Below are 25,549 nucleotides of genomic sequence, written 5' to 3' on the forward strand. Positions count from 1 at the left end.
GCACCCTGGGGGCATGAGTACCTCCGTTCCGGCGCACGGCGGCGCCACCCCCTCCGCCGTGCGCAGCGCCGACACCGACGCGGGCGCCGAAGCCCTGGTCGAGGACGCCGTCGCCCTCGCCCACCACTGGATCGCCGTCGCGTCCGGCTCCTCCGGCGCTGCCGGCTCCACCACCCGTGGGGACCGCAGGACCCGCGCCACCGCCGAGCGGCTCGGCTCGCTCGTCTCCGACCCGGCCGGGCTCGAGCTCGCCGTCGGGTTCGTCGACGACGTCGCGCGCCCGCAGGACATCGGCGTCGCCGCCACCGCGCTCGCCCGCCTCGGCCGGGACGCCGGCTCCGCCACCTTCCTCGGCCCCGTCGACCGCACCCTGTTCAAGGTCGGTGCCGCCGTCGCCCCCGTGCTGCCGTCGGTCGTCGTGCCCGCCGCGCGCGTCCGGCTGCGCCAGCTCGTCGGCCACCTCGTGGCCGACGCCGGCAAGGGCCTCACCGCGCACCTCGCCCGCACCCGGGCCGAGGGCTACACCCTCAACGTCAACCTCCTGGGCGAAGCCGTGCTCGGCGACGACGAGGCCGCCGCCCGCCTGCAGCGCACCATCGACCTGGTGCGCCGGCCCGACGTCGACTACGTCTCCGTCAAGGTGTCGTCCGTCGCGGCGCAGCTCGTCACCTGGGACCTGGACGGCTCGCGCGAGCGCGTCGTCGAGCACCTGCTGCCCCTGTACCGCGCGGCCCGCGACCACGGCGTGTTCCTCAACCTCGACATGGAGGAGTACAAGGACCTGGCGCTCACCACCGCGGTCTTCACGCAGGTGCTCGACCGCGAGGAGTTCCGCGACCTCGAGGCCGGCATCGTGCTCCAGGCCTATCTGCCCGACGCGATGGGCGCGATCGACGGGCTCACCGAGTTCGCGCAGCGGCGCGTGGCCGCCGGCGGCGCCCGCATCAAGGTGCGCCTCGTCAAGGGCGCCAACCTGGCGATGGAGCAGGTCGAGGCCGAGCTGCACGACTGGGCGCAGGCGCCCTACCCGACCAAGCCGGACGTGGACGCCAACTACGTGCGCATCCTCGACCACCACCTGCGCGCCGACCGCACCGCCGCCGTCCGGCTGGGCGTCGCGTCGCACAACCTCTTCCACGTGGCGCTCGCCGTGCTGCTCGCCCGCGGCCGCGGCGTCACCGAGGGCCTCGACATCGAGATGCTCCAGGGCATGGCGCCGATCGAGGCGCGCCTCGTGCGCGACGAGGTCGCCAAGGACGGCGGGCACGTCGTCCTGTACACCCCGGTGGTGCGCGACGAGGACTTCGACGTCGCGATCTCCTACCTGGTGCGCCGCCTCGAGGAGAACGCCGCCGAGCAGAACTTCCTGCACGCCGCCTTCGCCCCGGCCGCCGGCCACGACGGCGTCCAGGCCACCGCCATGGAGCGCCAGGAGCTGGCGTTCCGCGCGTCCGTGACGCACGGCGTGCACTACCAGGCCGTGGACGTCGCACCGCGCCGCCGCGACCGGTTCGCCGGCGGGGCCGCCGCGCTCACCGCGACCGGCTGCCCGTCGGCGGAGCCGTTCCGCAACGCCGTCGACACCGACCCCGCCGTCGGCGCCCACCGCACCTGGGCCCGCGCCGTCGTCGGCCCGGACTCGGGCTTCGTGCCCGTGCAGGCCGCCGAGGTCACCACGACCGGCGAGATCGACGACGCCGTCGCGCGCGCCGTCGTCGCCCGCGAGGCGTGGGCGGCCGTCGCCCCCGCCGACCGCGCCCGCGTCCTGCGCGCCGCGGCCCGCCGGCTGGAGGCGCGCCGCACCGACCTCGTCACCGCGATGGTGCACGAGCCCGGCAAGACCGTCGCCGAGGCCGACCCCGAGGTCAGCGAGGCCATCGACTTCGCGAGCTACTACGCCGCGTCCGCGGAGGCCCTCGAGCAGGTGCCCGGCGCCACGTTCACGCCCGACGGCGTCACCCTCGTGACCCCGCCGTGGAACTTCCCCGTCGCCATCCCCGCGGGCGGCGTCCTGGCGGCGCTCGCGGCCGGCTCGGCGGTGCTCGCCAAGCCCGCCCCGACGACGCCCCGCTGCTACGAGCTCGTCATCGAGGCCGTGCACGCCGCGTTCGACGAGGTCGCGCCGGAGATCGGGCTCGACCCGCGGCTCGCGCGCGACGTCGTGCAGTTCCTGCGCGTGCCGGACGGCGACCTCGGCCAGCACCTCGTGACCCACCCCGACGTGGCGCGCGTCATCCTCACCGGCTCCATCGAGACCGCCGAGATGTTCGCGTCCTGGCGGCCCGAGCGCCCGGTGCTCGCGGAGACGTCCGGCAAGAACGCGCTGGTCGTGACGCCGTCCGCGGACCTCGACCTCGCCGTCGCGGACCTCGTCAAGAGCGCCTTCGGGCACGCGGGCCAGAAGTGCTCGGCCGCGTCGCTCGTCATCCTCGTCGGCTCCGTGGGCGACCCGAGCGCCGAGACCGGCAAGCGGTTCCGCCGCCAGCTCGTGGACGCCGTGCAGTCGCTCTCGGTCGGCACCGCCACCGAGCTGTCCACCGTCATGGGCCCGCTCACCGAGCCCGCGCAGGGCAAGCTGCTTCGCGCGCTCACGACGCTGGAGCCGGGCGAGTCCTGGCTGGTGCGCCCGCGCCGCCTCGACGACGCGGCGGCGGCCGCCGGCCTCGAGGCGGACCGCCTCTGGTCGCCGGGCCTGCGCGACGGCGTCGCGCCCGGGTCGTTCTTCCACCTCACCGAGGTGTTCGGCCCCGTGCTCGGCATCATGACCGCCAAGGACCTCGACGAGGCGATCCGCCTGCAGAACCAGGTGGACTTCGGCCTCACCGCCGGCATCCACTCCCTCGACGACGACGAGATCGCGACCTGGCTCGACCGCGTCGAAGCCGGCAACGTCTACGTCAACCGCCACATCACCGGCGCCATCGTGCAGCGCCAGTCGTTCGGCGGCTGGAAGGCGTCGGCGGTCGGCCCGGGCGCCAAGGCGGGCGGCCCGAACTACGTGGCCGAGCTCGGCTCCTGGGCGGACGCCGAGGGCGTGCCCTCGCGCACCACCGACCCCGAGGGCTGGCTCGCCGCGGCGCAGGCCTCCGACGACGCGGCCTGGGCCGCCGAGGTCGGCGTCGGGCACGACAGGTCGGGCCTGCGCGTGGAGGAGAACACCTTCCGCTACCGCCCGATCGAGCGGCTCACCGTCCGCGTCGGCGAGGGCGCCCTCCCGATCGAGGTGCGGCGCGTGCTCGCGGCGGCGACGCGCGCGGGCGTGCCCGCCGTCGTCGTCCCGGACTCCGACTCCGGCTGGGGCGTGCCGCACGAGGCGCCGATGTCCCACGAGGACTTCGCCGCCGCCGTCGCGGCGGGCCGTGTCGCCGGCCGCGTCCGCGTCGTCGGCCGCGCGCCGGGCCTGCACGAGGCCGCGGCGACCCGCCTCGGCACCGTGACGGTCCTCGACGCGCCGGTGGTCGCCAGCGGCCGCCGCGAGCTGCTCGCGATGGTCCGCGAGCAGGCCGTCAGCCGCACCCGCCACCGGTACGGTCACGTGCACGCCTGACCCGTCGCTGGCATCGAGCGTGCTGACATGATCCTCGAACTCGCCGTGTGAGGATCACGTCAGCACGCTCGATGTCGTTTCGGCAGGAGGTGCGCGGCCTGCCGTGGCACGATCGCGCCCATGACGGTGGCGTTCGTGCTCGGCGGGGGCGGGGTGCGCGGCGCCGTCCAGGTCGGGATGCTGCAGGCCCTGTTCGAGGCGGGGGTGGTCCCCGACCTCGTGGTGGGCACGTCGATCGGCGCCATCAACGGCGCGGCCGTGGCCGCGGAGCCGAGCCTCGACGTCGTCGACCTGCTCGGCGAGGCGTGGGCGTCGCCGACGGCCTCCGAGGTGTACGGGGAGCCCTGGTACCGGCAGCTCGGCCGGCTGGCGCGCTCCCGCACCCACCTGTACGACCCGGCGGCGCTGCGGCGCCTCATCGCGGGCACGCTCGGCGACCGCACGACCTTCGAGGACCTGCGGGTGCCGCTCGTCGTCGTCGCGGCGAGCATCGAGCGTGCGTCGGAGCGCTGGTTCGACTCCGGCCCGCTGGTGGAGGCCGTGCTGGCGTCGGCGTCCGTGCCCGGCGCGCTGCCGCCCACCGAGATCGACGGGGAGCACTACGTCGACGGCGGGATGGTGAACTCGATCCCGCTCGGCGAGGCGGTGCGGCGCGGGGCCACGACCGTCTACGTGCTGCAGGTCGGCCGCGTGGAGGAGCCGCTGACCGTCCCGACCAAGCCGTCGGACGTGGCGCGCGTGAGCTTCGAGATCGCCCGCCGGCACCGGTACTTCCGCGAGCTGGAGGAGGCGCGCGCCGTCGCGACCGTGCACGTGCTGCCTACCGGCGGGTCGCTGCCCGGCGACGACAGGCTGGGCGCGTTCCGCAAGCTCGACGCCACGCGCCGCCGCGTCGCGCAGTCCTACGCGGCGGCCAGGGAGTACCTCGCGTCGGTGCCTGACCTGCCGTCCCGCCCCGGTGCGACGGACGCCACCGACGACGCGGGGGAGCCGTGATCGCGCCCCCGCCCAAGGTCGTGCGCCGGCTGGTCCTGGCGCCGCTGGTCGTGGCGCTGGCGGTGCTGCTGGTGCCGACGTCGATCATGCTCGCGCTGGTGGTCGGCGCCGCGCTGACGTGGGTGCTGCCCGGGCGGCTGCGGGTGGTGCGGCTGCTGTGGATGCTGTCGTTCTACGTGCTGTGGGACGCCCTCGCGCTGGTCGTGCTGCTGGGACTCTGGATCGCGTCCGGGTTCGGGCTCGCGATGCACAGGCCCTGGATGCAGCGGGCCCACGTGGCCGTCGCCCGCTGGGCGCTCGCGGTGCTGTTCTGGCAGGTGCGCTGGACGCTGCGGCTGAAGATCGTCGTCGAGGCACCGACGGGCGCGAGCGTGCCCGACGTCCCCGTCCTCGTGCTGAGCCGGCACGCCGGGCCGGGGGACTCGTTCATCCTCGTCGACACGCTCCTCGGCCGCGGGGGCCGCACGCCCGCCGTCGTCCTCAAGGACACGCTGCAGTGGGACCCGGCGATCGACGTCCTCCTTGGCCGGCTCCCCGCCGCCTTCGTCACGCCCCGCTCGCGCCGCCGGCCCGGGCGGCCGGGCGCCACCGCGACCGTCGCGCGGATCGCCGGGGACCTCGGGTCGGACGGCGCGCTCGTGCTCTTCCCCGAGGGTGGCAACGTCACGCCGCGCCGGCGCGCCGCACGCATCGAGGCCCTGCGCGCCGCCGGCCAGGAGTCCCTCGCCGAGCGGGCCGAGCGGATGCCGCACGTGATGGCGCCCCACACCGGCGGGTTCCTCGCCGCGCTCGGCGCCGTGCGGCCCGACGCGGCCGTCCTCGTCGTCGCGCACAGCGGGCTCGAGCGGCTCGTCACCGCCCGCGACATCTGGCGCGAGCTGCCCATGGACAAGGAGATCGTGCTGGGTGGGCAGCTCACCCGCGTCGCGGACCTCCCGGCCGACGCGGAGGGGCGCGAGCTGTGGCTGTTCGACCAGTGGGAGCGGGTGGACGCCTGGATCACCGCGCGCGACGTCGACCGGCCGGTCGAGGACCTGCCGAGGGATCACTCGGGCTGAACGCCCCCTTCACTTGGGCGTAGCGTCGGGTAGGGTCGCCCAGCCGCCGAGACCCGGCGGCTGGTACGGACCAGTAAGGAGCCCCCAACGATGCAGCTCATGCGGAGACGTTCGATCGAAGCGACGATCGCGGCGTCCGACGAGCCCCAGCGCCAGCTCAAGCGCACCCTCGGAGCCTGGGACCTCATGGTCCTCGGGATCTCCGTGGTCATCGGCGCCGGCATCTTCTCGAAGGCCGCGCAGGTGTCGGCGACGCAGACCGGCCCGTCCGTCGTGATCTCGTTCGTCATCGCCGGCATCGTGTGCGCGCTGGCCGCCCTGTGCTACGCGGAGTTCGCGTCGTACATGCCCGTGGCGGGCTCGGCCTACACGTTCTCCTACGCCTCGATGGGCGAGCTGCTCGCCTGGATCATCGGCTGGGACCTCATCCTCGAGATGTTCTTCGCCGCGTCCGTCGTGGCGAAGGCCTGGGGCCTGTACTTCGACAACTTCCTCAACGTGTTCGGCCTCGGCGGGGTCGACTCGGACGGCGTCGCGTCCGGGATCCACAACACGATCCACATCGGGGGCGTGTCCTTCGACTGGGGCACCGCGATCCTCATCGTCGTCCTCGCGACCCTGCTCGCCGTCGGCACCAAGCTCTCGACGCGCATCACCGGCGTCCTCACGGCCATCAAGGTCGCCATCGTGCTGCTGATCATCGTGGTCGGCTTCGCGTTCTTCAGCGCGTCCAACCTCAGCCCGTTCGTGCCCAGCGCGGAGTCGTTCGGCGAGTCCACGACGCACAGCACCACGATGACCCAGACGCTCTTCTCCTGGATGGCCGGGGCCGAGCTCTCCGTGGGCGGCGTCATGGGCATCCTCGCCGGCGCCGGCACCGTGTTCTTCGCGTTCATCGGGTTCGACGTCGTGGCCACCGCGGCCGAGGAGACCAAGAACCCGCGCCGCAACGTGCCCCGCGGCATCCTCGGCGGCCTGGTCATCTGCACCGTGCTCTACATCGCGGTCTCCCTGGCGCTGTCCGGCATGGCCACCCCGCAGCAGCTGCGCGACGCCACGCCCGACGGCGGCGCGTCCGCGACGATCATCACCGCGTTCCAGCTGCAGGAGAACGCCCCGACGTGGGCCACGCAGGTCATCACCGTCGGCATCCTCGTGGGCCTCACGACCGTGGTCATGGTGCTGATGCTGGGCCTCACCCGCATCGTCTTCGCGATGAGCCGCGACGGCCTGCTGCCGCGCGGCATGTCGAAGACGTCGGAGAAGCGCGGCACCCCGGTGATGATCCAGGTCGGCAGCGCCGTCCTGCTGGTGGTCGTCACCTGCTTCTTCTCGGTCGACGTGCTCGGCAACATGGTGAACATCGGCACCCTGTCGGCGTTCGTGCTGGTGAGCTTCGGCATCCCGATCCTGCGCCGGCGCCAGCTCAAGGCCGGCGGCGGCGAGGCCAAGGCCGACCACTTCCGCGTGCCGTGGTCGCCCGCGCTGCCGATCATCTCCGGCGTGCTGTGCCTGTGGCTGATGTTCCAGCTCGACGTCGAGACGTGGCTGCGGTTCCTCGTGTGGCTCGCCCTCGGGTTCGCCATCTACTTCGGCTACAGCTACCGCAACTCGCAGCTCGGCAAGAACCCGGACCAGATCGCCGCCGACTACCGCGAGGCCATGCAGACGGCCATCGGCGTCGACGACGACACCCCGCGCCGGGGCTGACACCCCGCGCCGGGGCTGACGCCCCGCCGGAGCCCGACCGCCAGATCGGTCCTCCGGTCCGAGACCGGTCCGCATGTCGACCGGTCTCGGACCGGGGACCGATCTCGTGGCGCCGGCGGCCGTCAGGCGGTGAGGGACTCGAGCACCTTGGCGACGCGGCGGTCGCGGGTCTCGTCGGTCTTGGCGCCGTCCACGCTGAGCGCGTGGGCCTTCTGCCTGCTCGCCGAGAGGGCCGCCCAGGCGGCGGCCGCGTCCGGCCGGTCGGCGAGGGCCGCGGCCAGGGCGGGCGGCACGTCCACGGTGCGGGGCGCGTCGTCGAGCTCGAGCCGCACGGCCACCTCGTCGCCGGCGCCTCGGCCGGTGGCCCGGCGCGTCTCGGCGTTGAAGGAGACGAGGAACCGGCCGCCCATCGACGAGACGGTCGTGCGGTAGGTGTACCCGTCGTCGATCGTCACGACGACGGGCACGCGGCGGCCCCGGTCGAACGCCGCGACGACGTCGTCCGGCACGGGGAGCCCCACGTTGTTGCCGCCGGTGGCGAGCAGGGTCGTGGTGAACGTCTGGACCGTGGGTGCCTCGCTCATGCCGCCTCCGTCCGCGGTGCGGCGGCCCGGTGCCGCCGGCTACCGAGCACGGTAGCGACGGCTACGCCGACTCGCCCTCGATCAGCCGGGGGACGAAGATCTGCGGCTGCGGGGGAGCGCCGACGCCGGAGAGCACGTCGAGCAGCGTCGACGTCGCGGCCGTGACCATCTCGACGACGGGCTGCAGCACCGTGGTGAGCCGCGGCGTCGTGCGCTCCGCGCCGAGGGCGTCGAAGCCCACGAGGGCGACGTCGCCGGGCACGGACCGGCCTGACTCGCGCAACACCTGCAGCGCGCCCGTGGCCATGAGGTCCGACGCGGCGAAGACGCCGTCGACGTCCGGGTGCGCGGCCAGGATCCGCTGCATCGCCTCGGCGCCGCCCGTGACGGTGAAGTCGCCGTTCTCGACGGCGACGGCAGGCAGGCCGGCGTCCTCGAGCGTGTGCCGCCAGGCGTCGTGCCGGTCGACGGCCGCGGTCATGTCGAGCGGGCCGGTGATCGTGGCGATCCGCCGGCAGCCGCGGTCCACGAGCCGCTGGGTGGCCGTGCGCCCGCCGGAGGCGTTGTCGACGTCCACGAAGTGCAGCGAGTCGGTGTCGAAGGGGCGCCCCACGAACACGGCCGGCAGCTGGGAGCGCACCAGCTCGGGCTCGAGCTGGTCCTCCTTGTGGTGCGACGCCACGATCACACCGTCCACGTGCCCGGAGCGCAGGTAGCGGGCGATGTGGCCCGGCGGCTCGCCGGGGCGGGCGAGCAGCAGCACGAGCTGCAGCTCCGTGCCGGTCAGGCCCTCGCTGACCCCGCGCAGCACCCCCGCGAGGAACGGGTCGGTGAGGATGCGGGCGTCGGGCTCGGGCACGACCAGCGCGATGGAGTCGGTGCGGCGGGTGACCAGCGAGCGGGCCGCCCGGTTCGGGGCGTACCCGAGCCGGGCGACCGCGTCGTCGACGGCGGACTGGGCCTCCGGCGACACCCGGTCTCCGCCGTTGATGGCGCGCGACGCCGTGGACCGCGAGACTCCCGCGGTCCGGGCGACGTCGTCCAGCGTGGGGCTGGGATGCTCGATGACCACCAGCGGAGACTACTCCGCGTCCGCGCCGGTCACGGCGCGCGCGGGCACGACGCCCGTGCGGGCCACCTCGGCGTACCAGCGGCCGGACGACTTCACCGTGCGCTCCTGCGTGTCGTAGTCCACGTGCACCAGGCCGAAGCGCTTGGAGTAGCCGAGGGCCCACTCGAAGTTGTCCATCAGCGACCAGGCGAAGTAGCCGCGCACGTCGGCGCCGGCGTCGATCGCGTCGCGGACGGCGCGCAGGTGCGCGTCGACGAATGCGAGGCGCTCCTGGTCGTCCACGCTGCCGTCGGCCTGCACGACGTCGGGGTAGGCGGCGCCGTTCTCGGTGATGTACATCGAGGTGCCGCGCGGCCCGGTGTAGTCCTGCTGCAGCCGGGTGAGCAGGCGCGTGAGGCCCTCCGGCTGCACCTCCCAGCCCATGTCGGTGGTGGGCAGGGCGCGGCTGTGGTGGTGGATGCCGTCGGGCACGGGGTTCGGCGACCGGGTCTCCCACACGGGGGCGCCCTCGGTCGTCTCGCGCGCGCCGTCGGGGCCGGCGGTCCCCTCGGGGGTCTCGCCGGCGGGCACCTGCGGCGTGGCCGACACGGCGCCGCCGTTGTAGTAGTTGACGCCCAGCACGTCGATCGGGGTGGAGATCACCTCGAGGTCGCCCGCACGCACGACGTCGGCGAACCCGAGGTGCGCGACGTCGTCGAGCAGGTCCTGCGGGTAGGTGCCGCGCAGGATCGGGTCGAGGAAGAACCGGTTGAACATGCCGTCGTCGCGGCGCGCGACGTCCACGTCCGCCGGGTCCGTCGGGTCGACGGGGTCGGACACGGTGAAGTTGAGCGTGAGCCCCAGCACGGCCTCGGGGTCGCGCTCGCGCAGCGCCTGCACGGCGCCGCCGTGGGCGAGCATGAGGTGGTGCGCGGCGGCGAGGCCGAGCTCCGGCGACTTCTTCCCGGGCGCGTGCGCGCCGGACGTGTAGCCGAGGAAGGCCGAGCACCAGGGCTCGTTGAGCGTGGCCCACACCTTGACCCGGTCGCCCAGGGCCTCGTGCATGGTCACCGCGTAGTCGACGAAGCGGGACGCGGTGTCGCGGTTCGGCCAGCCGCCGAGCTCCTCGAGCGCCTGCGGCAGGTCCCAGTGGTAGAGCGTCAGCCACGGCATGACGTCGGCGGCGAGCAGCTCGTCGACGAGGCGCGAGTAGAAGTCCAGCCCCTCGGCGTTGACCGACTTGCCGTCGGGCATGACCCGCGCCCACGACGTCGAGAACCGGTACGTGTCGAGGTGGAGGCGCTGCATGAGCGCCACGTCCTCGCGGTAGCGGTGGTAGTGGTCGTCGGCCACGGTGCCGTCGTCGCCGTTCTTCACGGCGCCGGGGATGCGGCAGAAGGCGTCCCAGACCGAGTCCTCGCGGCCGCCCTCGGTCGACGCCCCCTCGATCTGGAACGCGGCGGTGGCGGTGCCCCAGAGGAAGCCGTCCGGGAAGGCGACCGCCCCGGCGGCGTGCGGGGAGGTCGTGAGGGGCGCGGAGGGCGTGAACGGCACGGCGGTGCCGGGGGCCGCCCGGCGCGCGCCGGGGGTGGGGAGGGTCATGGATTCGGATCTTTCCATCGGTGCGAGGCTCCCGCAGCGTTGGGCGGGAGGGGGGACGGGTGGGGTCGCCGCCGGGGTCAGCCCTTGACCGCGCCGGCCATGATGCCGGCGACGAGCTGGCGGCCGACGAAGGCGAAGATCACCAGCAGCGGCAGCGTCACGAGGAAGATGCCGCCCATCACGAGCGAGTAGTCCACGAAGTAGTTCGACTGCAGCGACTTCACGACCAGCGGCAGCGTCGGGTTGCTCTGGTTCAGCACGATCGACGGCCAGAAGTAGTTGGTCCACTGCTGCACGAAGGTGAACAGGCCGAGCATCGCGGCGGCCGGGCGGGCGGCGGGGAGCGCCACCGACCAGAACGTACGGATCATGGACGCGCCGTCGACGCGCGCGGCCTCGATGAGCTCGTAGGGCAGCGCCTCGGAGAGGTACTGGGTCATCCAGAAGACGCCGAACGCGGTGACGAGCGCGGGCACGATGACGGCCTGCAGCTTGCCGATCCAGTCGAGGTCGGTCATGAGGATGTACATCGGGATGACGCCGAGCTGGGTCGGCACGGCCATCGTCGCGATGACGAACACCAGCAGCGGCCCGCGCCCGCGGAAGCGGAGCTTGGCGAACGAGTACCCGGCGAGCGTGGAGAACAGGACCACGGAGGCCGACGTGATCACGGCGATGATCACCGAGTTCGCGAGCGCCTTCCAGAAGTTGATCTGGTCGGAGTTGATCACCTCGGCGAACTGCGTGAACAGGCTCGAGTCGGGCAGCCACTGCGGCACGGCGTGCTGGGCGATCGACGTGGGGTCGGAGGACCCGAGCAGCAGCGTGAAGTACAGCGGGAAGACCGAGATCAGCACCACGAGCCCGAGCAGCACGTAGGTGACGCGCCCCGGACGGCGCTGGGCCGTGCGGGTGCCCTTGCCGCGGCGGCGGCGCTTGGCGGCGGCGCGGGCCGCGCGGGGGCCGGCGGTCTGGGCGGTGACGGCGACGGAGCTCATCGGCGGTCCTCCCGGTCGGTGGTGGTGTCGGTGGGCGTGGCCGTCGGGTGCGTCGTCGGCGGGAAGGAAGGCGGTGCGTCCCCGCGGGCCGGCGCGGGCGCGGCGGGAGCGGCGGGAGCGGCGGCCGGGGCGGTGCGGCCGGCGGTCTGCGCCTGGGCGAGCAGCTGCCGGGTGTGCCGGCGGCTGACCTTCGGCGCCTTCGGGCCGGACGTCGCGATGCGGCGGGTGGCGAGGAAGTTGATCAGGCCGATGAGGACGATCAGCAGGAAGAGCAGCCAGGCGACCGCGGACGCGCGGCCGAAGTTCTTCTGGTTGCCCCACGCGACGTCGTACAGGTAGACGACCGTGGTCATCCAGTCCTTGTCGGGGCCGCCGAGACCGTACGCGTCGTACATGCGGACCTCGTCGAAGATCTGCAGGCCGCCGATCGTCGAGGTGATGACGACGAAGATGATGGTGGCGCGGATCTGCGGCACGGTGACGGAGAAGAACTGGCGGGCGCGGCCGGCGCCGTCGATGACGGCGGCCTCGTAGAGCTCGCGCGGCACGGCCTGCATCGCGGCGAGGAAGATCAGCGCGTTGTAGCCCGTCCAGCGGAAGTTCACCATCGACGCGATCGCGATGTGGCTCGCGATCCGGTCGCTGTGCCAGCCGACGGGGTCGATCCCGACCAGCCCGAGCAGCTCGTTGATGAGGCCGTACTGGTCGGCGAACATGCGCCCGAAGATCATCGAGACCGCGACGGGGGCCACGACGTAGGGGATGAGCACGCCCATGCGCCAGAAGGTCGCGGCGCGCAGGTTCTGGTCGAGCAGGGCCGCGATCGTGATCGCGAGGAGCACCTGCGGGATGCTCGAGAAGACGAAGATCGAGAAGGTGTTGACCAGCGACTTCCAGAAGACGGGCTGGTGCAGCACGTCGACGTAGTTCTGCAGGCCGACGAAGTCGCCCTGGCCGCCGAGCAGGTTCCAGTCGTGCATCGACACGAAGGCCGTGTACGCGAGGGGGAACAGGCCGGTGACGGCGAAGATGACGAAGAACGGCGAGATGTACAGGTAGGGCGAGACCTTCACGTCCCAGCGGCCGAGCCGCTGGGAGAAGCCGAGTCGTCGGGGCGGGCGGGGCTCGCGCCCCGCGCGCTGCGAGGGTTGGGTGGGGGAGAGGACGGCCATCTGCTGCTTCCTGTGCGTTGCGCCGAACGAGGGCCTGCGGGGTGCCGGTCGAGCCTGCCGGGACCGGGGAGGGGTTCCGGCAGGCTCGACCAGCGGGGCGACCGGGCGGGACCTGGTGGTCAGGACCCGGTCGGAGGGTCAGAGACCGAGCGAGGCGTACTCGTCGAGCGCGCCCTGCCAGCTCTTCTCTGCGTCGTCACCGTTGAGGTCCACGCGGTTCAGCGCGTTCTGCACGGACTGGTGGATGGCGAAGTAGTTCTTGCCCTTGAACGGCGCGCCCTGGATGGCGGCGGCACGCGTCGAGAAGATCTGGCCCACCGGGGCGTCGTTGAAGAACTCGTTGGTGGAGTTCTGCACGGCGTCCGACGCCTGCGCGTCGACCTGCGACGGGAAGGTGCCGGCGTTCTCGAACGCGGTCGTCTGCTGCGCGGGGTCGGTCAGCCACGCGGCGAGCTCCTTGGCCGCCGCGGTGTTGGCGCCCGAGGCCGGGACGGTGAGGAACGAGCCGCCCCAGTTGCCGCCGCCGCCGGGGAAGACGTCGGCGACGTCCCAGCCGGTGATGCCGCCGGAGTTCTGCTCGATCGGACCGGTCATCCAGGCCGGGCAGAGCATGGTGGCCCAGGCGCCCTTCTGGAAGCCGGCGACCCAGTCCTCGCCCCACTGCTCGAGGCCGGCCGACAGGTCGTCGTCCACCGAGGCGTTGAGGACCTGGTCGTACAGGTCCTTGATCTCGGTGTTCGTCTTGAGGTCCTTGGGCTCGCCCGTGGACGGGTCCTCGTAGGCACCCTCGAGCTGGTTGACCATGCCCTGGTAGGTGGGCACGGCGCCGTCGAACCAGGCGGCGTCCGACTTGGCGACGAACTGCTTGCCGACGTTGAAGTAGTCCTCCCACGTGGCGTCCGCGCCGCCGAGCAGCTCGGCGACCTTCTCGCGGTCCGTGGGCAGGCCGGCCTTCTTGAACAGGTCGGACCGGTAGCAGATGGCCTCCGGGCCGATGTCGGTGCCGTAGCCGATGACCTTGCCCTCGGAGGTGGTGGCCTGCTGGACCTTCCAGTCCAGCCAGCGGCCGTCGAGGGACGGGTCGGCCAGGTCCTCGAACAGGTCGGGGTAGGTCATGAGCTCGGGGAGCCAGTCGACCTCGATGGCCTCGATGTCGGCCAGGCCCTCGCCGCCGGCGGCGAGCTTGGTCGTGAGGTTGTTGCGGGCGTCCTCGGACTTCGCGGCCTTGACCTGCTTGACCGTGACGTTCGGGTGCTCCTCGGTGTACTTGGCGAGCAGCTCGTCGGTGTAGCCGAAGTCGTTGAACGTGGCGACCGTCAGGGTGACCTTGCCGTCGGGGGAGGCCTGGTCGTTGCCGGCGTCGTCGGAGTCGCCGCCGCAGGCGGTCAGGGCGAGAGCGAGGGTCGCGACGCCGGCCGTGGCCGCGACGACGCGGCGGGCTCGGCGGGTGGGTCGGGTGCTGTCCAGCACGGTGACTCCCTTGTCTGGTTCGGGCATGCGAGAGATGGAGTGTTGGTAGCGCTCCCACCTCCATGGTGGTAGCGCTCCCACAGCCAGGAAGATGCTGGCTTCCGGGAGGTGCGGAAGTCAAGCCTGGTGGCGGCGCCGATGCCGCATCGTGACGTCGGCGCCAGCGTCACCGCAGGTCAGCGGCCGCTCAGGACGGCGGCCTTGTCCGGATCGTTACCGGTCTTCACCCGGGGCGGCGCGCTCGGCGAGCCACTCGCGACCGGCGGCGCCCTCGGCCTCGAGGGTCGTGCGGACCGCCTGCGCGGCGGCCTCGGCCACCGCCGCCCCGAAGAGCGGCACCGTGGCGCGGACCTCGCCGTCGTACACCTGCCGGGTGCTGCCGTCGGGGAGCGGCTCGAGCCGCACCGTGCCCGTGACGCGCACCGGCGCGCCCGCGATCTCGACGGCGATCGTCCCCGTGCGCAGGTCGCCCTTCGGGGCCTCCCAGACCTCCGCCTGCCGGATCTCCAGGTGGTCGCCGACGAACGGCCGGACCTGCGCGGGGATCTGGTCGGTGGGCAGCGTGCGCCGCACGACGATGGTGAAGCCGTCGGCGGGGCTCCCGGTCACGTCCGTCTGCTCGACGCGGCCGCCGAGGCCACGGCCGGCGCGCCAGCGCACGAACGCCTCGTCGGCGAGCATCGCCACGACCTCGTCGGTGGCCGCCGCGTAGGTGAGCTCCACGGTCAGGTGCACGAGGTCACCCTACCGACGCCGGGCAAGAGCGGTAGCGCCCGTACTCTGGTGGGCGTGTCCGCCATGAGTGACCTCATCGCCCAGAACACCGACCTCTCCGAGGGAGACGTCGAGTGGTTGCACCTTCTCGTCGGCGACTGGCAGCTCGTGTCAGACCTCGCGTTCGCCGACCTGGTGCTGTGGCTGCCGACCGCCGACGGCGGCTTCGTCGCCCTCGCCCAGTGCCGGCCCTCGACCGGCGCCACGGTGCACTACGACGACATCGTCGGTTCGCTCGCCCCCGACGGGCAGCGCCCGCAGCTCGCCGCGGCGATGACGGAGGGGCGGGCACAGCGCTCCCGCGAGCCGCGCTGGTTCGGCGCGTACGCCGTCCGGGAGGAGGCCGTGCCGGTCGTGCACGAGGGGCGGGCCATCGCCGTCGTCGCACGCCAGACGAACCTCGGGTCGGGCCGCACGCCCAGCCGCCTCGAGCTGAACTACGTGGAGTCGGCCGACGACATCCTCGCGATGATCGCGCGCGGCGAGTACCCCGCGCCCAACGCGGCCACGGGCCCGCGCCGCGGCGCGCCGCGCGTGGGTGACGGGCTGATCCGCCTGAACTCCGAGGGCGAGGTGCTGTACGCCAGCCCGAACGCGCTGTCGTGCTTCCACCGGCTCGGCGTCATCGGCCCGCTGGTCGGGCAGTCGCTGGTCGAGGTGACCGCCGACATCGTGCAGCACCAGGACACGGTCGACGAGTCGCTGCCGCTGGTCGTGATGGGGCGCGCGCCCTGGCGCACCGACATCGAGGCCAAGGGCGTGGCGCTGTCCCTGCGGGCCCTGCCGCTCACCGACCACGGGCAGCGCATCGGCGCCGTCCTGCTCTGCCGCGACGTGTCCGAGCTGCGTCGGCGCGAGCGCGAGCTCATGACCAAGGACGCGACGATCCGCGAGATCCACCACCGCGTGAAGAACAACCTCGCCACCGTCGCCGCCCTGCTGCGCCTCCAGGCGCGCCGCATGGACGTGCCCGAGGCGCGCGCGGCGCTCGAGGAGGCGATGCGCCGGGTCGCGACGATCTCGATGGTGCACGAGTCGCTCTCGCAGACCCTCGACGAGAACGTGGAGCTCGACGACATGCTGAGCCGCGCGCTGCGGCTCGCCGCCGACGTCGCCTCCACGCGCACGCAGGTCCGCACCCGCCAGTCCGGGTCGTTCGGGATGGTGCCCGCGCAGGACGCGACGCCGCTCGCGCTGGTGCTCACCGAGCTGGTGACCAACGCCGTCGAGCACGGGTTCCCGGGGCGCGAGACCGGCACCGTCGAGATCGACGTGCAGCGCGACGGCGCGTCGATGCGGGTGGTCGTGGCGGACGACGGCGTGGGCATGCCGGAGGGCATCGCCACCCTGGGGCGTGCGTCGCGCAGCGGGCTCGGGTCGCAGATCGTGCAGACGCTGGTGACCAACGAGCTGCGCGGCACCATCGACTGGCAGGCGCGCGACGGCGGGGGCACGCAGGTGGTGCTGGAGCTGGAGCTGCGCGACGGTCAGCCCGGCCGGTAGGCCGGGCGCGCCGCCCCGCCGGCGCGAGGGGACCACAGAGGGGACGACAGAGGGGACGGGCCGCGCCTGCGGTCCGTCCCCTCTGTCGTGTGTCGCGGTGGCGTCAGCCGGCGCGGCGGGCGCGCGCGGTGCGGCGCTTGAGCGCCCGGCGCTCGTCCTCGCTCATGCCGCCCCAGACGCCGGCGTCCTGACCGGACTCGATGGCCCACTTGAGGCACGTGTCCACGACGTCGCAGCGACGGCAGACGGCCTTCGCCTCCTCGATCTGCAGGAGGGCGGGGCCGGTGTTGCCGATGGGGAAGAAGAGCTCAGGGTCCTCGTCGAGGCAGGCGGCCTTGTGGCGCCAGTCCATGTCATCTCCTCGGTGCAGGGGGACCTGGTCGATCGGCGGGCGCATGAGGGCGCGCGAAACCGGGTCCGATGGGTGGGGGTTGATCTGCTGACCAGCGTCACACCTCGTGAAGCGCCGCACAAGGGGTTACGTGGAAGTTTCTCGGGCATGAAGCGTGAGTGCTTGATCACACTGTCGTGAAACCGCAGGTCGCACGTATTCTGACGTGTCATGCGCGCTCCTGTCACCCCCTCGTCCGGCACCGACGGCGCTCCCGACGGGTCTCGCCCGCCAGGGCTGCGGGTGGTCGCGGCCGGCGTCGGGATCGAGGTGCTGCTGCTCGTCGCCGCTGCCGCGATGGTCGGCGTCGAGCTGGTGCGCGGTGCCTCCAACAGCGTAGCCGTGAGCGTGTTCCTCGTGCTGTTCTTCCTGGGCCTCGGCTGGCTGCTCGTGGTCGCCTGCCGCGCCCTGTGGGCCGGGCGGCGCGGCGGGCGGGCCCCCGTCGTGGTCTGGCAGATCATGCAGGGCCTCGTCGGCGTCAGCCTGTTCACGGCCGGGGCCGCCTGGGCGGTGCTCGCCGGGATCGGCCTGCTGCTGGTGGCCGCCGCCGTCCTCGTCGCCGTCATGACGCGTCGGGTGGTCGAGGCGACCTCCCGCTGAGCCCGACCGTCGGGCCGCCGGCGGTCCGGCGGGCCGTTCGCCGGACGGGGTGCGGCCCGGTCGGGCGACCTGCACCGCGAGCACCTGCCCGGACTGCACGAGGGCGCCGCGGCCGGGACGTGCCGGGCCCGGGTCGACGGCGTCGGCCAGCGCCACCCCGAGGACCTCGTCGGCCCCGCGCTCACCGGGGTGCAGGACCACGGCGGTGCGCCGGGCGCGCAGCTCCGCCAGCGCGCCGCGGTGGGCCAGGACGGTCCCGGTCGTCGTCGACGCCGCCACGAGGGCTCGATCGTCGGCGTCGAGCAGCGCCGCGAGCCGGTCCGCCTCCAGCGGGTGCTGCTGCGCGAGCGCGTCCAGGTCGTCGACCACGAGGACGCCCGCGCCCAGGCCGTCGAGCAGCGGGCCGAGGGCCCCGGGCGACGGGGGCGCAGCCGGCGCCGTCCCCGCGTCCCCGCGCAGCGCGGCGTCGCGGGCGACCACGCCCGCGAGCCGCCCCGTCGCCGCGAGCCACCGGGTGACCAGCCGCAGCACCGTGGTGCGGCCGCTGCCGCGCGGGCCGGTGACCAGGGCGCCCCGCGTGACGTCGAGGGAGACGGGCACCGCGGCGTCGCCACCCACGCCGATCGGGACCCTCAGCGCGTCGCGGGTCGCGGCCCGGTGGCGGCCGACGGGCGCCATGTCGCGCTCGCCGACGACGGCCGGGAGCTCACGCACGACGACGGGCGGCCCGCCCGGGTGCTCCGACCGTGGCGGGTCGGCGGCCGGGCCCTCGAGCGCCGTCTCGGCCGGGAGCAGCACCTGGCACAGGAGCCGGTCGCGCCCGACCCAGGCCGCGCGCCCGGACGGGCCGCCCCGTCCGGCCAGCTCCGGCGGCGCGCCGAGCAGCACGTCGGCGTGCGGCTCGCGCCCGAGCAGCACGAGGCGGGGGCCCACCCGCGCGGCAAGACCGCCGAGCATCGCGCCGTCGGACGCGACGGCGAACGCGACCCCGGGGGCCGCCAGCGCCCGCGCGAGCGGGTCCCACGGGTCGGGCCCGGCCAGCGTGGCGCGCAGCTCCTCCACGCCGTCGACCACCACGAGCGTCGGCACCCGGGGAGGCTGCGCGGCCAGGAGGCGCAGCAGCCGCGCCGAGCGCCGCGGGGACCCGGGGCCGGCGAGCGTGCCGAACCCGGCCCGCCGTTCCAGCCCGGCGAACCGCGGCGACGCCGCGGAGGGCACGAGCGCGTGCACCTGCCAGCCACGGTCCAGGGCGGTGCCGGCCAAGGCCAGGAGCGCCGTGGTCCGGCCCGAGCGCGCCGGTCCCACGACGCCCAGGTGGCCGGCCGCCGGCACCCAGCGCAGCAGCGTGCGGCGCTGGCGTGCCGGGTCGTCGCCGAGGGCGACGGGCAGGCCGGGCGGGTCGGTGCGGCTCGGGTCGGTGCGGCTGGGGTCGGTGCAGCTCTGGTCGGTCCGACGCTGCTCGGCCCGGCGGCGGGGGGCGGCGTCGTCCGCGACGGCGGAACCGACCGGTCCTGGCCGGCCGCCGGGCGCGTCCTCCGGCGCGGGGGCGCGCTCGGCGGCGAGCAGGGCGGGGTCGTCGGCGGTGACGCGGTCCGGCAGCGGGGGCAGCCACGGCGCGGGCCCGGGGCCCAGCCCGCGCTCCGCGGCCGCCGCCCGGCACGCCTCGACGAGCTCCGAGACGGGGTCGGGCAGCGCCTTGCCGGGCGAGGTCTCGGAGCGCGAGGCCTCGGTGCGCAGGGGCTCTGCGCGCGGCGCCCCGGCAGGCACCGCCCCAGCACGCGGCGTCCCGTCGGGACCCGCAAGGTCGCCCCCGGTGACGGCGCCGAGGGCCGGGGCACGCCGGACGGCGGCTCGCGCGGCGGGCCGGCCGGAGGCGTGGGCGCACTGCAGCGCCACGGGGGCCGCGGCCCCGCACCGCAGCACCGCGCGCCCGGGGGTGTGGGGAAGGATCCGGGCGGCCGCCGGCGTCTCGACGACGTCGAGCGAGTCGGCGGCGTCCACCACCCGCAGGGCGAGCCGCGCGGACACGTTGGCCCGGACGTCGGCGCTCACGGCCCCGGCCGGACGCTGCGTCGCGAGGACGAGGTGCACGCCCAGCGACCGGCCCTGCGCGGCCACCCGGAGCAGCCCGGGCAGGAAGTCGGGGAGGTCGTCGGCCAGGGCTCGGAACTCGTCCACGACGACGACCAGCCGGGGCGGCGCGTCGGCCAGCCCCGCCGGCAGGGCGGCGAGGTCGGCGGCGCCGTGGCGGGCGAGCACCCGCTCGCGTCGGTGGAGCTCGGCGCGCAGCCCGGCGAGGGCGCGCCCGGCGAGGCCGGGATCGAGGTCGGTCACCTGGCCCACCACGTGCGGCAGCAGCCCGCACCCGCCGAACGACGCCCCGCCCTTGAAGTCGACGAGGGCCAGCGCGAGGTCGCGCGGCGACCGGCGGGCCGCGAGGCCCAGCACCAGCGACTGCAGCAGCTCCGACTTGCCCGACCCGGTCGTCCCGGCGACGAGCAGGTGGGGACCGTCGGCCATCAGGTCGAACGTCACGGGGCGGCCGCGGGCGTCCCGGCCGATCGGCACCGCCCAGCCGCGCGGGGAGTCCCAGGCGGTGCCGGGGTCGGCGGGGTCGTCGAGCAGCGCGACCAGCGGGACCGCGGCGGGGAGCCGAGGATCGGTGGGGTCGCCGTCGCCGGCCGGGCCCGCCGTGCCGGTGGTGCCGCCCCCGGGGTCCAGGTCGCCGAGCGAGCGGCGCAGACCGGCCAGCCCGGCGACGAGGCGGGCGGCCTGCTCCGCCCGCGCCGCCTCGATCCCGACCAGCGGCCCGGTGGTCGCCGACCCGTCCGGTGCCGTGCGGCGGGTGCGACCGCCGCGCACCCGCCAGACCGTGCGGCACCACGCCGGCACCGGGGCGCCGTCGGGCAGGCACAGGAGCACGGCCCCGCCGCGTGCGAGGACGTCGTCGCGCGGCGCGGTGCCCGCGAGCACCGCCTCGGCGTCGGGCGCGTCGACGACCAGCACCGGCGGCCCGCCGCGCGGTAGCCACCGGCACCACGACCACGTACCGGCGTCACCGCGCACGTCGACGGAGGCGCCCGCCGCCGCGAGCTCCACGACGATCGACCGCGCGGCCGCGAGCACGTCGCGCCGGGGGCCGACGAGCGCGACCGCGCCGTCCGGGACCCGGCGCGCGACCGCGCGCGCCGCGCTGCGACCCGGTCCCGGCCCGCCCCGCCCCGACACGCCCGGCCCGGGACCCGGGGGCCGCGACGGCCGGGGGCCGGGTGCCCGTCTCGTCGCACGCTCGACGGCGGCCCGCCATGCGCCGTCCGACGCCTGGTGCGCCGCGGCGAGCCGCGCGAGCAGGGGTCCCGGCGCGCCGCCCACCGGGGTGTTCCGCTCGGTGCCCGGCCCCCCGTCGTCCTCGGCCCGGGGGGCGACCGCAGAGGTGTCCGCGGGCCGGTCCGCGGCGCGGCGACGCCGTCGCGCCGCGACGAGCTGGGGCACCAGCGCACCCACCCCGAGCAGCGCGAACAGCGCGTAGGCGGGCTGGCGCAGCACGGCCGCGAGGAGCAGCGAGCCGGCCACGGGCAGCGCGGCGGCGGCGAGCACCCCCGCGCCGGGCGTCCCCGGCGGCGGCCCGGCGAGGTCGGCGCCCGCGCCGTCCGCGTCCAGCCACGTCGCGACGGCGCCCGAGCGGTGCAGCGTCCAGGAGGCCGGCCCTGCGCGCCCCGGCAGCTCGAGGCGGGTGCCCGGGCGCCAGCGGCGCGGGGCCCGGCCCACCCGCCGCGGTCGGGGACCTGTCGACTCCGCCGCCCGTCCCGGCCCCGCGGCGACCAGGGACGGGGTGCGCGCCCGTCCTGCCTTCCGCCCGCGCGGCGTCCGCCTGACCGTGACGCGGTCGGGGCGTCGGGGGTCCACGCGCACCACGACACCCGCGGGTGCGGCGCGCGCGTCGGGCCCGGTGCGGCTGCCGCCGCCCCGGTCGTGCCGCTCCCCGTCGCCGTCGTCGGCGGACAGGAACCTCGGGAGACCGGGGGAGAGCGCGGCCGGCGCGCCCGCGGCCACGCCGTCGGCCCGCACGACGAGCCAGGGGCCGTCGAGCACCGCGGCGGCGGGACCGGCGCGGTCCGGTGCCGCCCCGTGCAGCGACAGGACGGCTCCGGGCAGCAGCGGTCGCTCGCCGACGACGTCGCCGTCGCCCACGTGGACGCCGTCGGCCGCGAGCGGGGCGTGCCGCAGCTCCGGTCGGCGCAGCAGCGCGGCGAGCTCCGCCCGGCACGCGCCGAGGGTCGCCCCGGCGGGCAGCAGCACGTCCTCGCCGGGCCGCACGGTGACCCGCACGCCGCCCTCGTCGTCCTGCGCGGGGACGACGAGGGCGGGCACCGCGGAGGTCGACATGACCTCCAGGGTGCCCGCCCCGGGCGGCCGTCACGGACGGCCTGTGGACAACTCGCGCTACTCGCTCGCGAGCGCCTCCACCGGCGAGGTCTTCACCGCGGTGCGGGCGGGGGCGACGGACGCCACGAGCCCGGCCACGGCGGCCACGACGAGCATCACCAGCACGTCGCGCCACGGGACCACGATCACCGGGGAGCCGGCCCAGCCGAGCGCCGCCGCCGCGCCGGCCCAGCCGTAGACCAGGCCGAGCAGCACGCCCAGCACCGCGCCCACCAGGGCGATCAGCACGCCCTCGACGGCGAGCATCCCGCGCAGCTGGCCCTTCGAGAGCCCGATCGCCCGCAGGGTCGCGGACTCCCGGCGCCGCTCGATGACCGACAGCGACAGGGTGTTCGCCACGCCGATCAGCGCGATCACGACGGCCGCCGCGAGCAGGCCCACGACGATCCCCAGCGCGGTGTCGATCACCTGCTGGAACCCGGCGCGCTCCACCGCCGCGCCCACGACGTCCACGGGCGCCTCGGTGTCGGCCACCGCGTCCTGGATCGTCGGGACGACGGCCGCGGCGTCGGACGGGTCGTCGAGACCCACCCAGAGGCTGGTCACCGGGGCGTGGGCGTCGAGGGAGGCGAGGTCGTCGGGCACCACGAGGAGCGCGGAGTCGGCGAGGTCGGTGACCGCCGCCTCGACCTCGAGCGTCCCGTCCGGGCCGGTCAGGGTGAGCGACGACCCGTCGCTGATGTTCCAGACGTCCGCGACGTCCTCGGGCACGACGACCGTGCCCTGGGCGAGCGGCTCCACCAGCTCGGTGCTGCGCAGCACCGACGCGGCGTCCTCGGTCGTCACGCCGCGGACGGTGAGGGCGAGGCCCTCGTCCACGCCGTCTCCCGCGACGGTGGCCGCCGTGGCGGGGGTCTCGACGACGCCGGAGACGCCGTCCAGGTCGCGCACCGACGTCGCCAGGGCCGGGGGCACCGGGGACACGGTGCTGTCGCCGGCCGCGACGGCCGTGGGGTCGCTCGACAGGTCGGTCGAGACGGTGACGTCCACGGGGTAGCGGGAGTCCAGCTCCGAGTCCATGGTGACCCGGGCGCTCGCGGCACCGGTCGACATCATGCCGACGAGGGTGACGCCGATGAGCAGCGCGGTGGACGTGGCGGCGGTGCGGCGCGGGTTGCGCAGCGTGTTCGCGGCCGCGAGGCGCGCCGTCGGGCCGGACATGCCCACGAGGCGGCCGGCGAGCGCCACCACGCGGGGCAGCCAGAACACCGAGCCCACCAGGACGCCGACGAACGACAGGACGCCGCCCGCGACGCCCACCAGGAGGCCCATGCTGGGCTCGCCGCCCATCGTGCTCAGCGCGACGCCGCCGCCCAGCAGGGCGAAGCCGATGACGGTGACGACGAGCGACAGGACGAGACGCACGCGACCGGCGCCGCGAGCGGCCGACGGCGCGTCGGCGGGACGGAGCGCCTCCAGCGGCGCGACGCGGGTCGCGGCGCGGGCGGGGGAGAGCGCCGCGACGAGCGTCACCACGGTGCCCACGACCAGCGGGATGAGGACGACGGCCGGCGTGATGTCGACCGTCGCGGGCAGGGGCACGCCGAGGTCCATGCTCCGGCCGACGGCGAGCGCCGCCTGCGCCAGCCCGACGCCCGCGAGCAGGCCCACGACCGAGGAGATCAGGCCCAGGAACGCGGCCTCGAACAGCACCGACCGCCGCAGCTGGCCCTTGTCGGCGCCCACGCAGCGCAGCAGGGCGAGGGTGCGGGTGCGCTGGGCGACCAGCACCTGGAAGGTGTTGGCGATGACGAGCGCGGCGACCAGCAGCGCGACGGCGGCGAAGACGAGGACGAACGCCGTGAAGATGACGTTGTCGCCGCCGGTCATCTCGTTGGCGACCTTCTCCGCGTGCTCGGTCGGGGTGACGACCTGCAGGTCGGCGGCGTCCGCGCCCTCGGCCGAGGCGGCGTTGGTCACGGCCCCGGTGATGGCGGTGCGGGCCTGCTCGACGTCGGTGCCGTCGTCGAGCGTGACGAGCACCGTGGCGGGCTCGGTCGACGCCTCGCCGGGGGCGTACTGGTCGGCCTCCCAGGCGGTGACGTCGGCGGCGGGCGCCACGGCGGCGCCGCCCATCATCGAGTACGCACCGAACGGGTCGGTGACGGTGCCGGAGACGGTGAGCTGCTCGCGGGCCTCCTTCCAGGTCCCCTCCTGCGGGTCGTCGAGGACGTTGCGCACGAGGGTGACCTTGTCGCCCGGCGCCGCGTCGAGGCGCTCGGCGACGTCGACCGGCAGGGCGATGTCGCCCGACGCCTCGGGCAGCGCGCCCTCGGCGACGTCGAGCGGCAGCACGCTCGTGTCGGTGGGCTCGGCCAGCACGCCCTGGTAGATGGTGCGGCCACCGGACTCGAGCTGCTGGAACGACATGAGCTGCTGGTCGGCCGTCGCGACGCCGTCGGCGCCGCGCACCGCGTCCATGGTGGTGTCGTCGGCGACGACGCCGCGGACCACGAGGTCGGCGCCCGTGTACTGGGCGGCGATCGAGTCGTAGGTGGTGCGGGTGATGACGTTGCCGGCGAGCAGGGTGATCGCGACGAACGCGGTGCCGATGACGATCGCGAGGCCGGCGGCGGCGAGGCGCCCGGCGCTGCGCCGCATCTGCGACAGGGTGAGGCGGATCATCGCGTGGCCACCGTCCGCAGCGCGTCGAGGCCGGCGAGGGCGGACTCGGGGGTCGGGTCCGAGATGTCGCCGGCGATCTTGCCGTCGGCGATGAGGACGACACGGTCCGCGTAGGCGGCGGCCGCCGGGTCGTGGGTGACCATGATGATCGTGCGGCCGAGCTCGCGCACCGAGCGGCGCAGGAAGCTGAGCACCTCCGCGCCGGAGCGGGAGTCGAGGTTGCCGGTCGGCTCGTCCGCGAACACGACGTCCGGCTGGGCGATGAGGGCGCGCGCGATGGCGACCCGCTGCTGCTGGCCGCCGGACAGCTCGCTGGGGCGGTGCGTGAGCCGCTTGGTCAGGCCGAGCGTCTCGACGAGCGTGCCGAACCACTCCTTGTCGACCGTGCCGCCCGCGAGCTCCACCGGGAGCGTGATGTTCTGCTCCGCCGTGAACATGGGGAGCAGGTTGAACTGCTGGAAGACGAAGCCGACGCGCGTGCGGCGCAGGGCCGTCAGCGCCTTGTCGTTGAGGCCGGTCACCTCGGTGGAGCCGATGAACGACTGCCCGCTCGTCGCGCTGTCGAGGCCGGCGAGCAGGTGCATGAGGGTCGACTTGCCCGAGCCGGACGGGCCCATGATCGCCGTGAAGCGGCCGGCCGCGAAGTCGACGTCGACGCCGTCCAGGGCGCGCACCTGCGCCTCGCCGCGGCCGTACGTCTTGGTCAGGGCGCGGGCGCGCACCGCGGGGGTGACGGTCGGGCGGGCGGCGGTGCCCTCGTCGGGGATCGGGACGTACACGGTCGTGTCCACGGAAGCTCTCCGGTGTCTCGGGGTGGTGGCCCGCGAGCTCCGAGGAGCCCGCCGACCAGGACACCACCGACGCTACGGAGCGCCGCGCGGCCCGACATCGGCCCGGGGTCGGGTCCTGCCGGGCACCCAGGTCATCCTCAGGTATGACACCGACCCTGACCCGGACCCTGAACGGCCCCTGACCTGCACCCTCGCGGGTCGTCAGGACGTGCGCACGGTATGCCCGGCGCT

The 25,549-nt window shown here is 75.0% G+C and carries 16 protein-coding genes; 5 read left to right on the top strand and 11 right to left on the bottom strand.

Features of this window, described 5'->3' with window-relative positions; genetic code table 11:
- Positions 1-13 precede the first annotated feature (13 nt).
- The 4 genes from ACFU9A_RS20230 (at position 14) to ACFU9A_RS20245 (ending at position 7,311) form a co-directional block, all read left to right on the top strand.
- Positions 14-3,547, top strand: coding sequence for a proline dehydrogenase family protein (locus tag ACFU9A_RS20230; protein WP_430577101.1), 3,534 nt, complete (start codon positions 14-16; stop codon positions 3,545-3,547).
- A gap of 120 nt (positions 3,548-3,667) precedes the next feature.
- Positions 3,668-4,543, top strand: coding sequence for a patatin-like phospholipase family protein (locus tag ACFU9A_RS20235; RefSeq protein WP_430577102.1), 876 nt, complete (start codon positions 3,668-3,670; stop codon positions 4,541-4,543).
- A complete protein-coding gene (locus tag ACFU9A_RS20240) occupies positions 4,540-5,601 on the top strand; it encodes a 1-acyl-sn-glycerol-3-phosphate acyltransferase (protein WP_430577103.1) in 1,062 nt (353 codons plus the stop codon). The genes ACFU9A_RS20235 and ACFU9A_RS20240 overlap by 4 nt, the downstream gene beginning before the upstream one ends.
- A gap of 99 nt (positions 5,602-5,700) precedes the next feature.
- Positions 5,701-7,311 (top strand): APC family permease, encoded by a 1,611-nt coding sequence (locus tag ACFU9A_RS20245; RefSeq protein WP_430577104.1) that lies wholly within the window; start codon positions 5,701-5,703, stop codon positions 7,309-7,311.
- A gap of 122 nt (positions 7,312-7,433) precedes the next feature.
- Here the strand turns inward: ACFU9A_RS20245 and ACFU9A_RS20250 are convergent, their stop codons facing one another.
- From ACFU9A_RS20250 to ACFU9A_RS20280, 7 genes are all read right to left on the bottom strand, one after another.
- Positions 7,434-7,895 (bottom strand): YdeI/OmpD-associated family protein, encoded by a 462-nt coding sequence (locus tag ACFU9A_RS20250; RefSeq protein ID WP_430577105.1) that lies wholly within the window; start codon positions 7,893-7,895, stop codon positions 7,434-7,436.
- A gap of 61 nt (positions 7,896-7,956) precedes the next feature.
- Positions 7,957-8,967 carry a LacI family DNA-binding transcriptional regulator gene (locus ACFU9A_RS20255; protein ID WP_430577106.1) on the bottom strand — a complete coding sequence of 337 codons (1,011 nt, stop codon included), beginning with the start codon at positions 8,965-8,967 and terminating at the stop codon, positions 7,957-7,959.
- Between the two features lie 9 nt (positions 8,968-8,976).
- Positions 8,977-10,548, bottom strand: a complete 1,572-nt coding sequence (locus tag ACFU9A_RS20260; protein WP_430577107.1) for a glycoside hydrolase family 1 protein — start codon at positions 10,546-10,548, stop codon at positions 8,977-8,979.
- Positions 10,549-10,625: 77 nt separating this feature from the next.
- Complete coding sequence (locus tag ACFU9A_RS20265; RefSeq protein ID WP_430577108.1) at positions 10,626-11,546, bottom strand: carbohydrate ABC transporter permease; 921 nt, start codon at positions 11,544-11,546, stop codon at positions 10,626-10,628.
- Positions 11,543-12,718, bottom strand: coding sequence for a carbohydrate ABC transporter permease (locus ACFU9A_RS20270; RefSeq protein WP_430577109.1), 1,176 nt, complete (start codon positions 12,716-12,718; stop codon positions 11,543-11,545). The genes ACFU9A_RS20265 and ACFU9A_RS20270 overlap by 4 nt, the downstream gene beginning before the upstream one ends.
- Positions 12,719-12,856: 138 nt before the next feature.
- Positions 12,857-14,188, bottom strand: coding sequence for an ABC transporter substrate-binding protein (locus ACFU9A_RS20275; protein WP_430577110.1), 1,332 nt, complete (start codon positions 14,186-14,188; stop codon positions 12,857-12,859).
- 213 nt (positions 14,189-14,401) lie between these two features.
- Positions 14,402-14,923, bottom strand: coding sequence for a DUF2505 domain-containing protein (locus tag ACFU9A_RS20280; RefSeq protein ID WP_430577111.1), 522 nt, complete (start codon positions 14,921-14,923; stop codon positions 14,402-14,404).
- A 63-nt stretch (positions 14,924-14,986) separates the two neighbouring features.
- On the opposite strand from ACFU9A_RS20280, the gene ACFU9A_RS20285 reads away from it, so the two are divergent.
- Entirely contained in the window at positions 14,987-16,465 is a 1,479-nt protein-coding gene (locus tag ACFU9A_RS20285; RefSeq protein ID WP_430577383.1) for a sensor histidine kinase, read from the top strand.
- 103 nt (positions 16,466-16,568) lie between these two features.
- On the opposite strand, the gene ACFU9A_RS20290 is transcribed toward ACFU9A_RS20285, so the two are convergent.
- From ACFU9A_RS20290 to ACFU9A_RS20305, 4 genes are all read right to left on the bottom strand, one after another.
- Positions 16,569-16,817 (bottom strand): WhiB family transcriptional regulator, encoded by a 249-nt coding sequence (locus ACFU9A_RS20290; protein ID WP_166849954.1) that lies wholly within the window; start codon positions 16,815-16,817, stop codon positions 16,569-16,571.
- A 126-nt stretch (positions 16,818-16,943) separates the two neighbouring features.
- A complete protein-coding gene (locus ACFU9A_RS20295) occupies positions 16,944-21,842 on the bottom strand; it encodes an FtsK/SpoIIIE domain-containing protein (protein ID WP_430577112.1) in 4,899 nt (1,632 codons plus the stop codon).
- Between the two features lie 57 nt (positions 21,843-21,899).
- Positions 21,900-24,527 (bottom strand): FtsX-like permease family protein, encoded by a 2,628-nt coding sequence (locus ACFU9A_RS20300; RefSeq protein ID WP_430577113.1) that lies wholly within the window; start codon positions 24,525-24,527, stop codon positions 21,900-21,902.
- Positions 24,524-25,318: an ABC transporter ATP-binding protein gene (locus ACFU9A_RS20305; RefSeq protein WP_430577114.1), complete on the bottom strand. Its 795-nt coding sequence runs from the start codon at positions 25,316-25,318 to the stop codon at positions 24,524-24,526. The genes ACFU9A_RS20300 and ACFU9A_RS20305 overlap by 4 nt, the downstream gene beginning before the upstream one ends.
- Positions 25,319-25,549: the final 231 nt, after the last annotated feature.

Source organism: Isoptericola sp. NPDC057653, from assembly GCF_042799955.1.
GTDB lineage: Bacteria > Actinomycetota > Actinomycetes > Actinomycetales > Cellulomonadaceae > Isoptericola.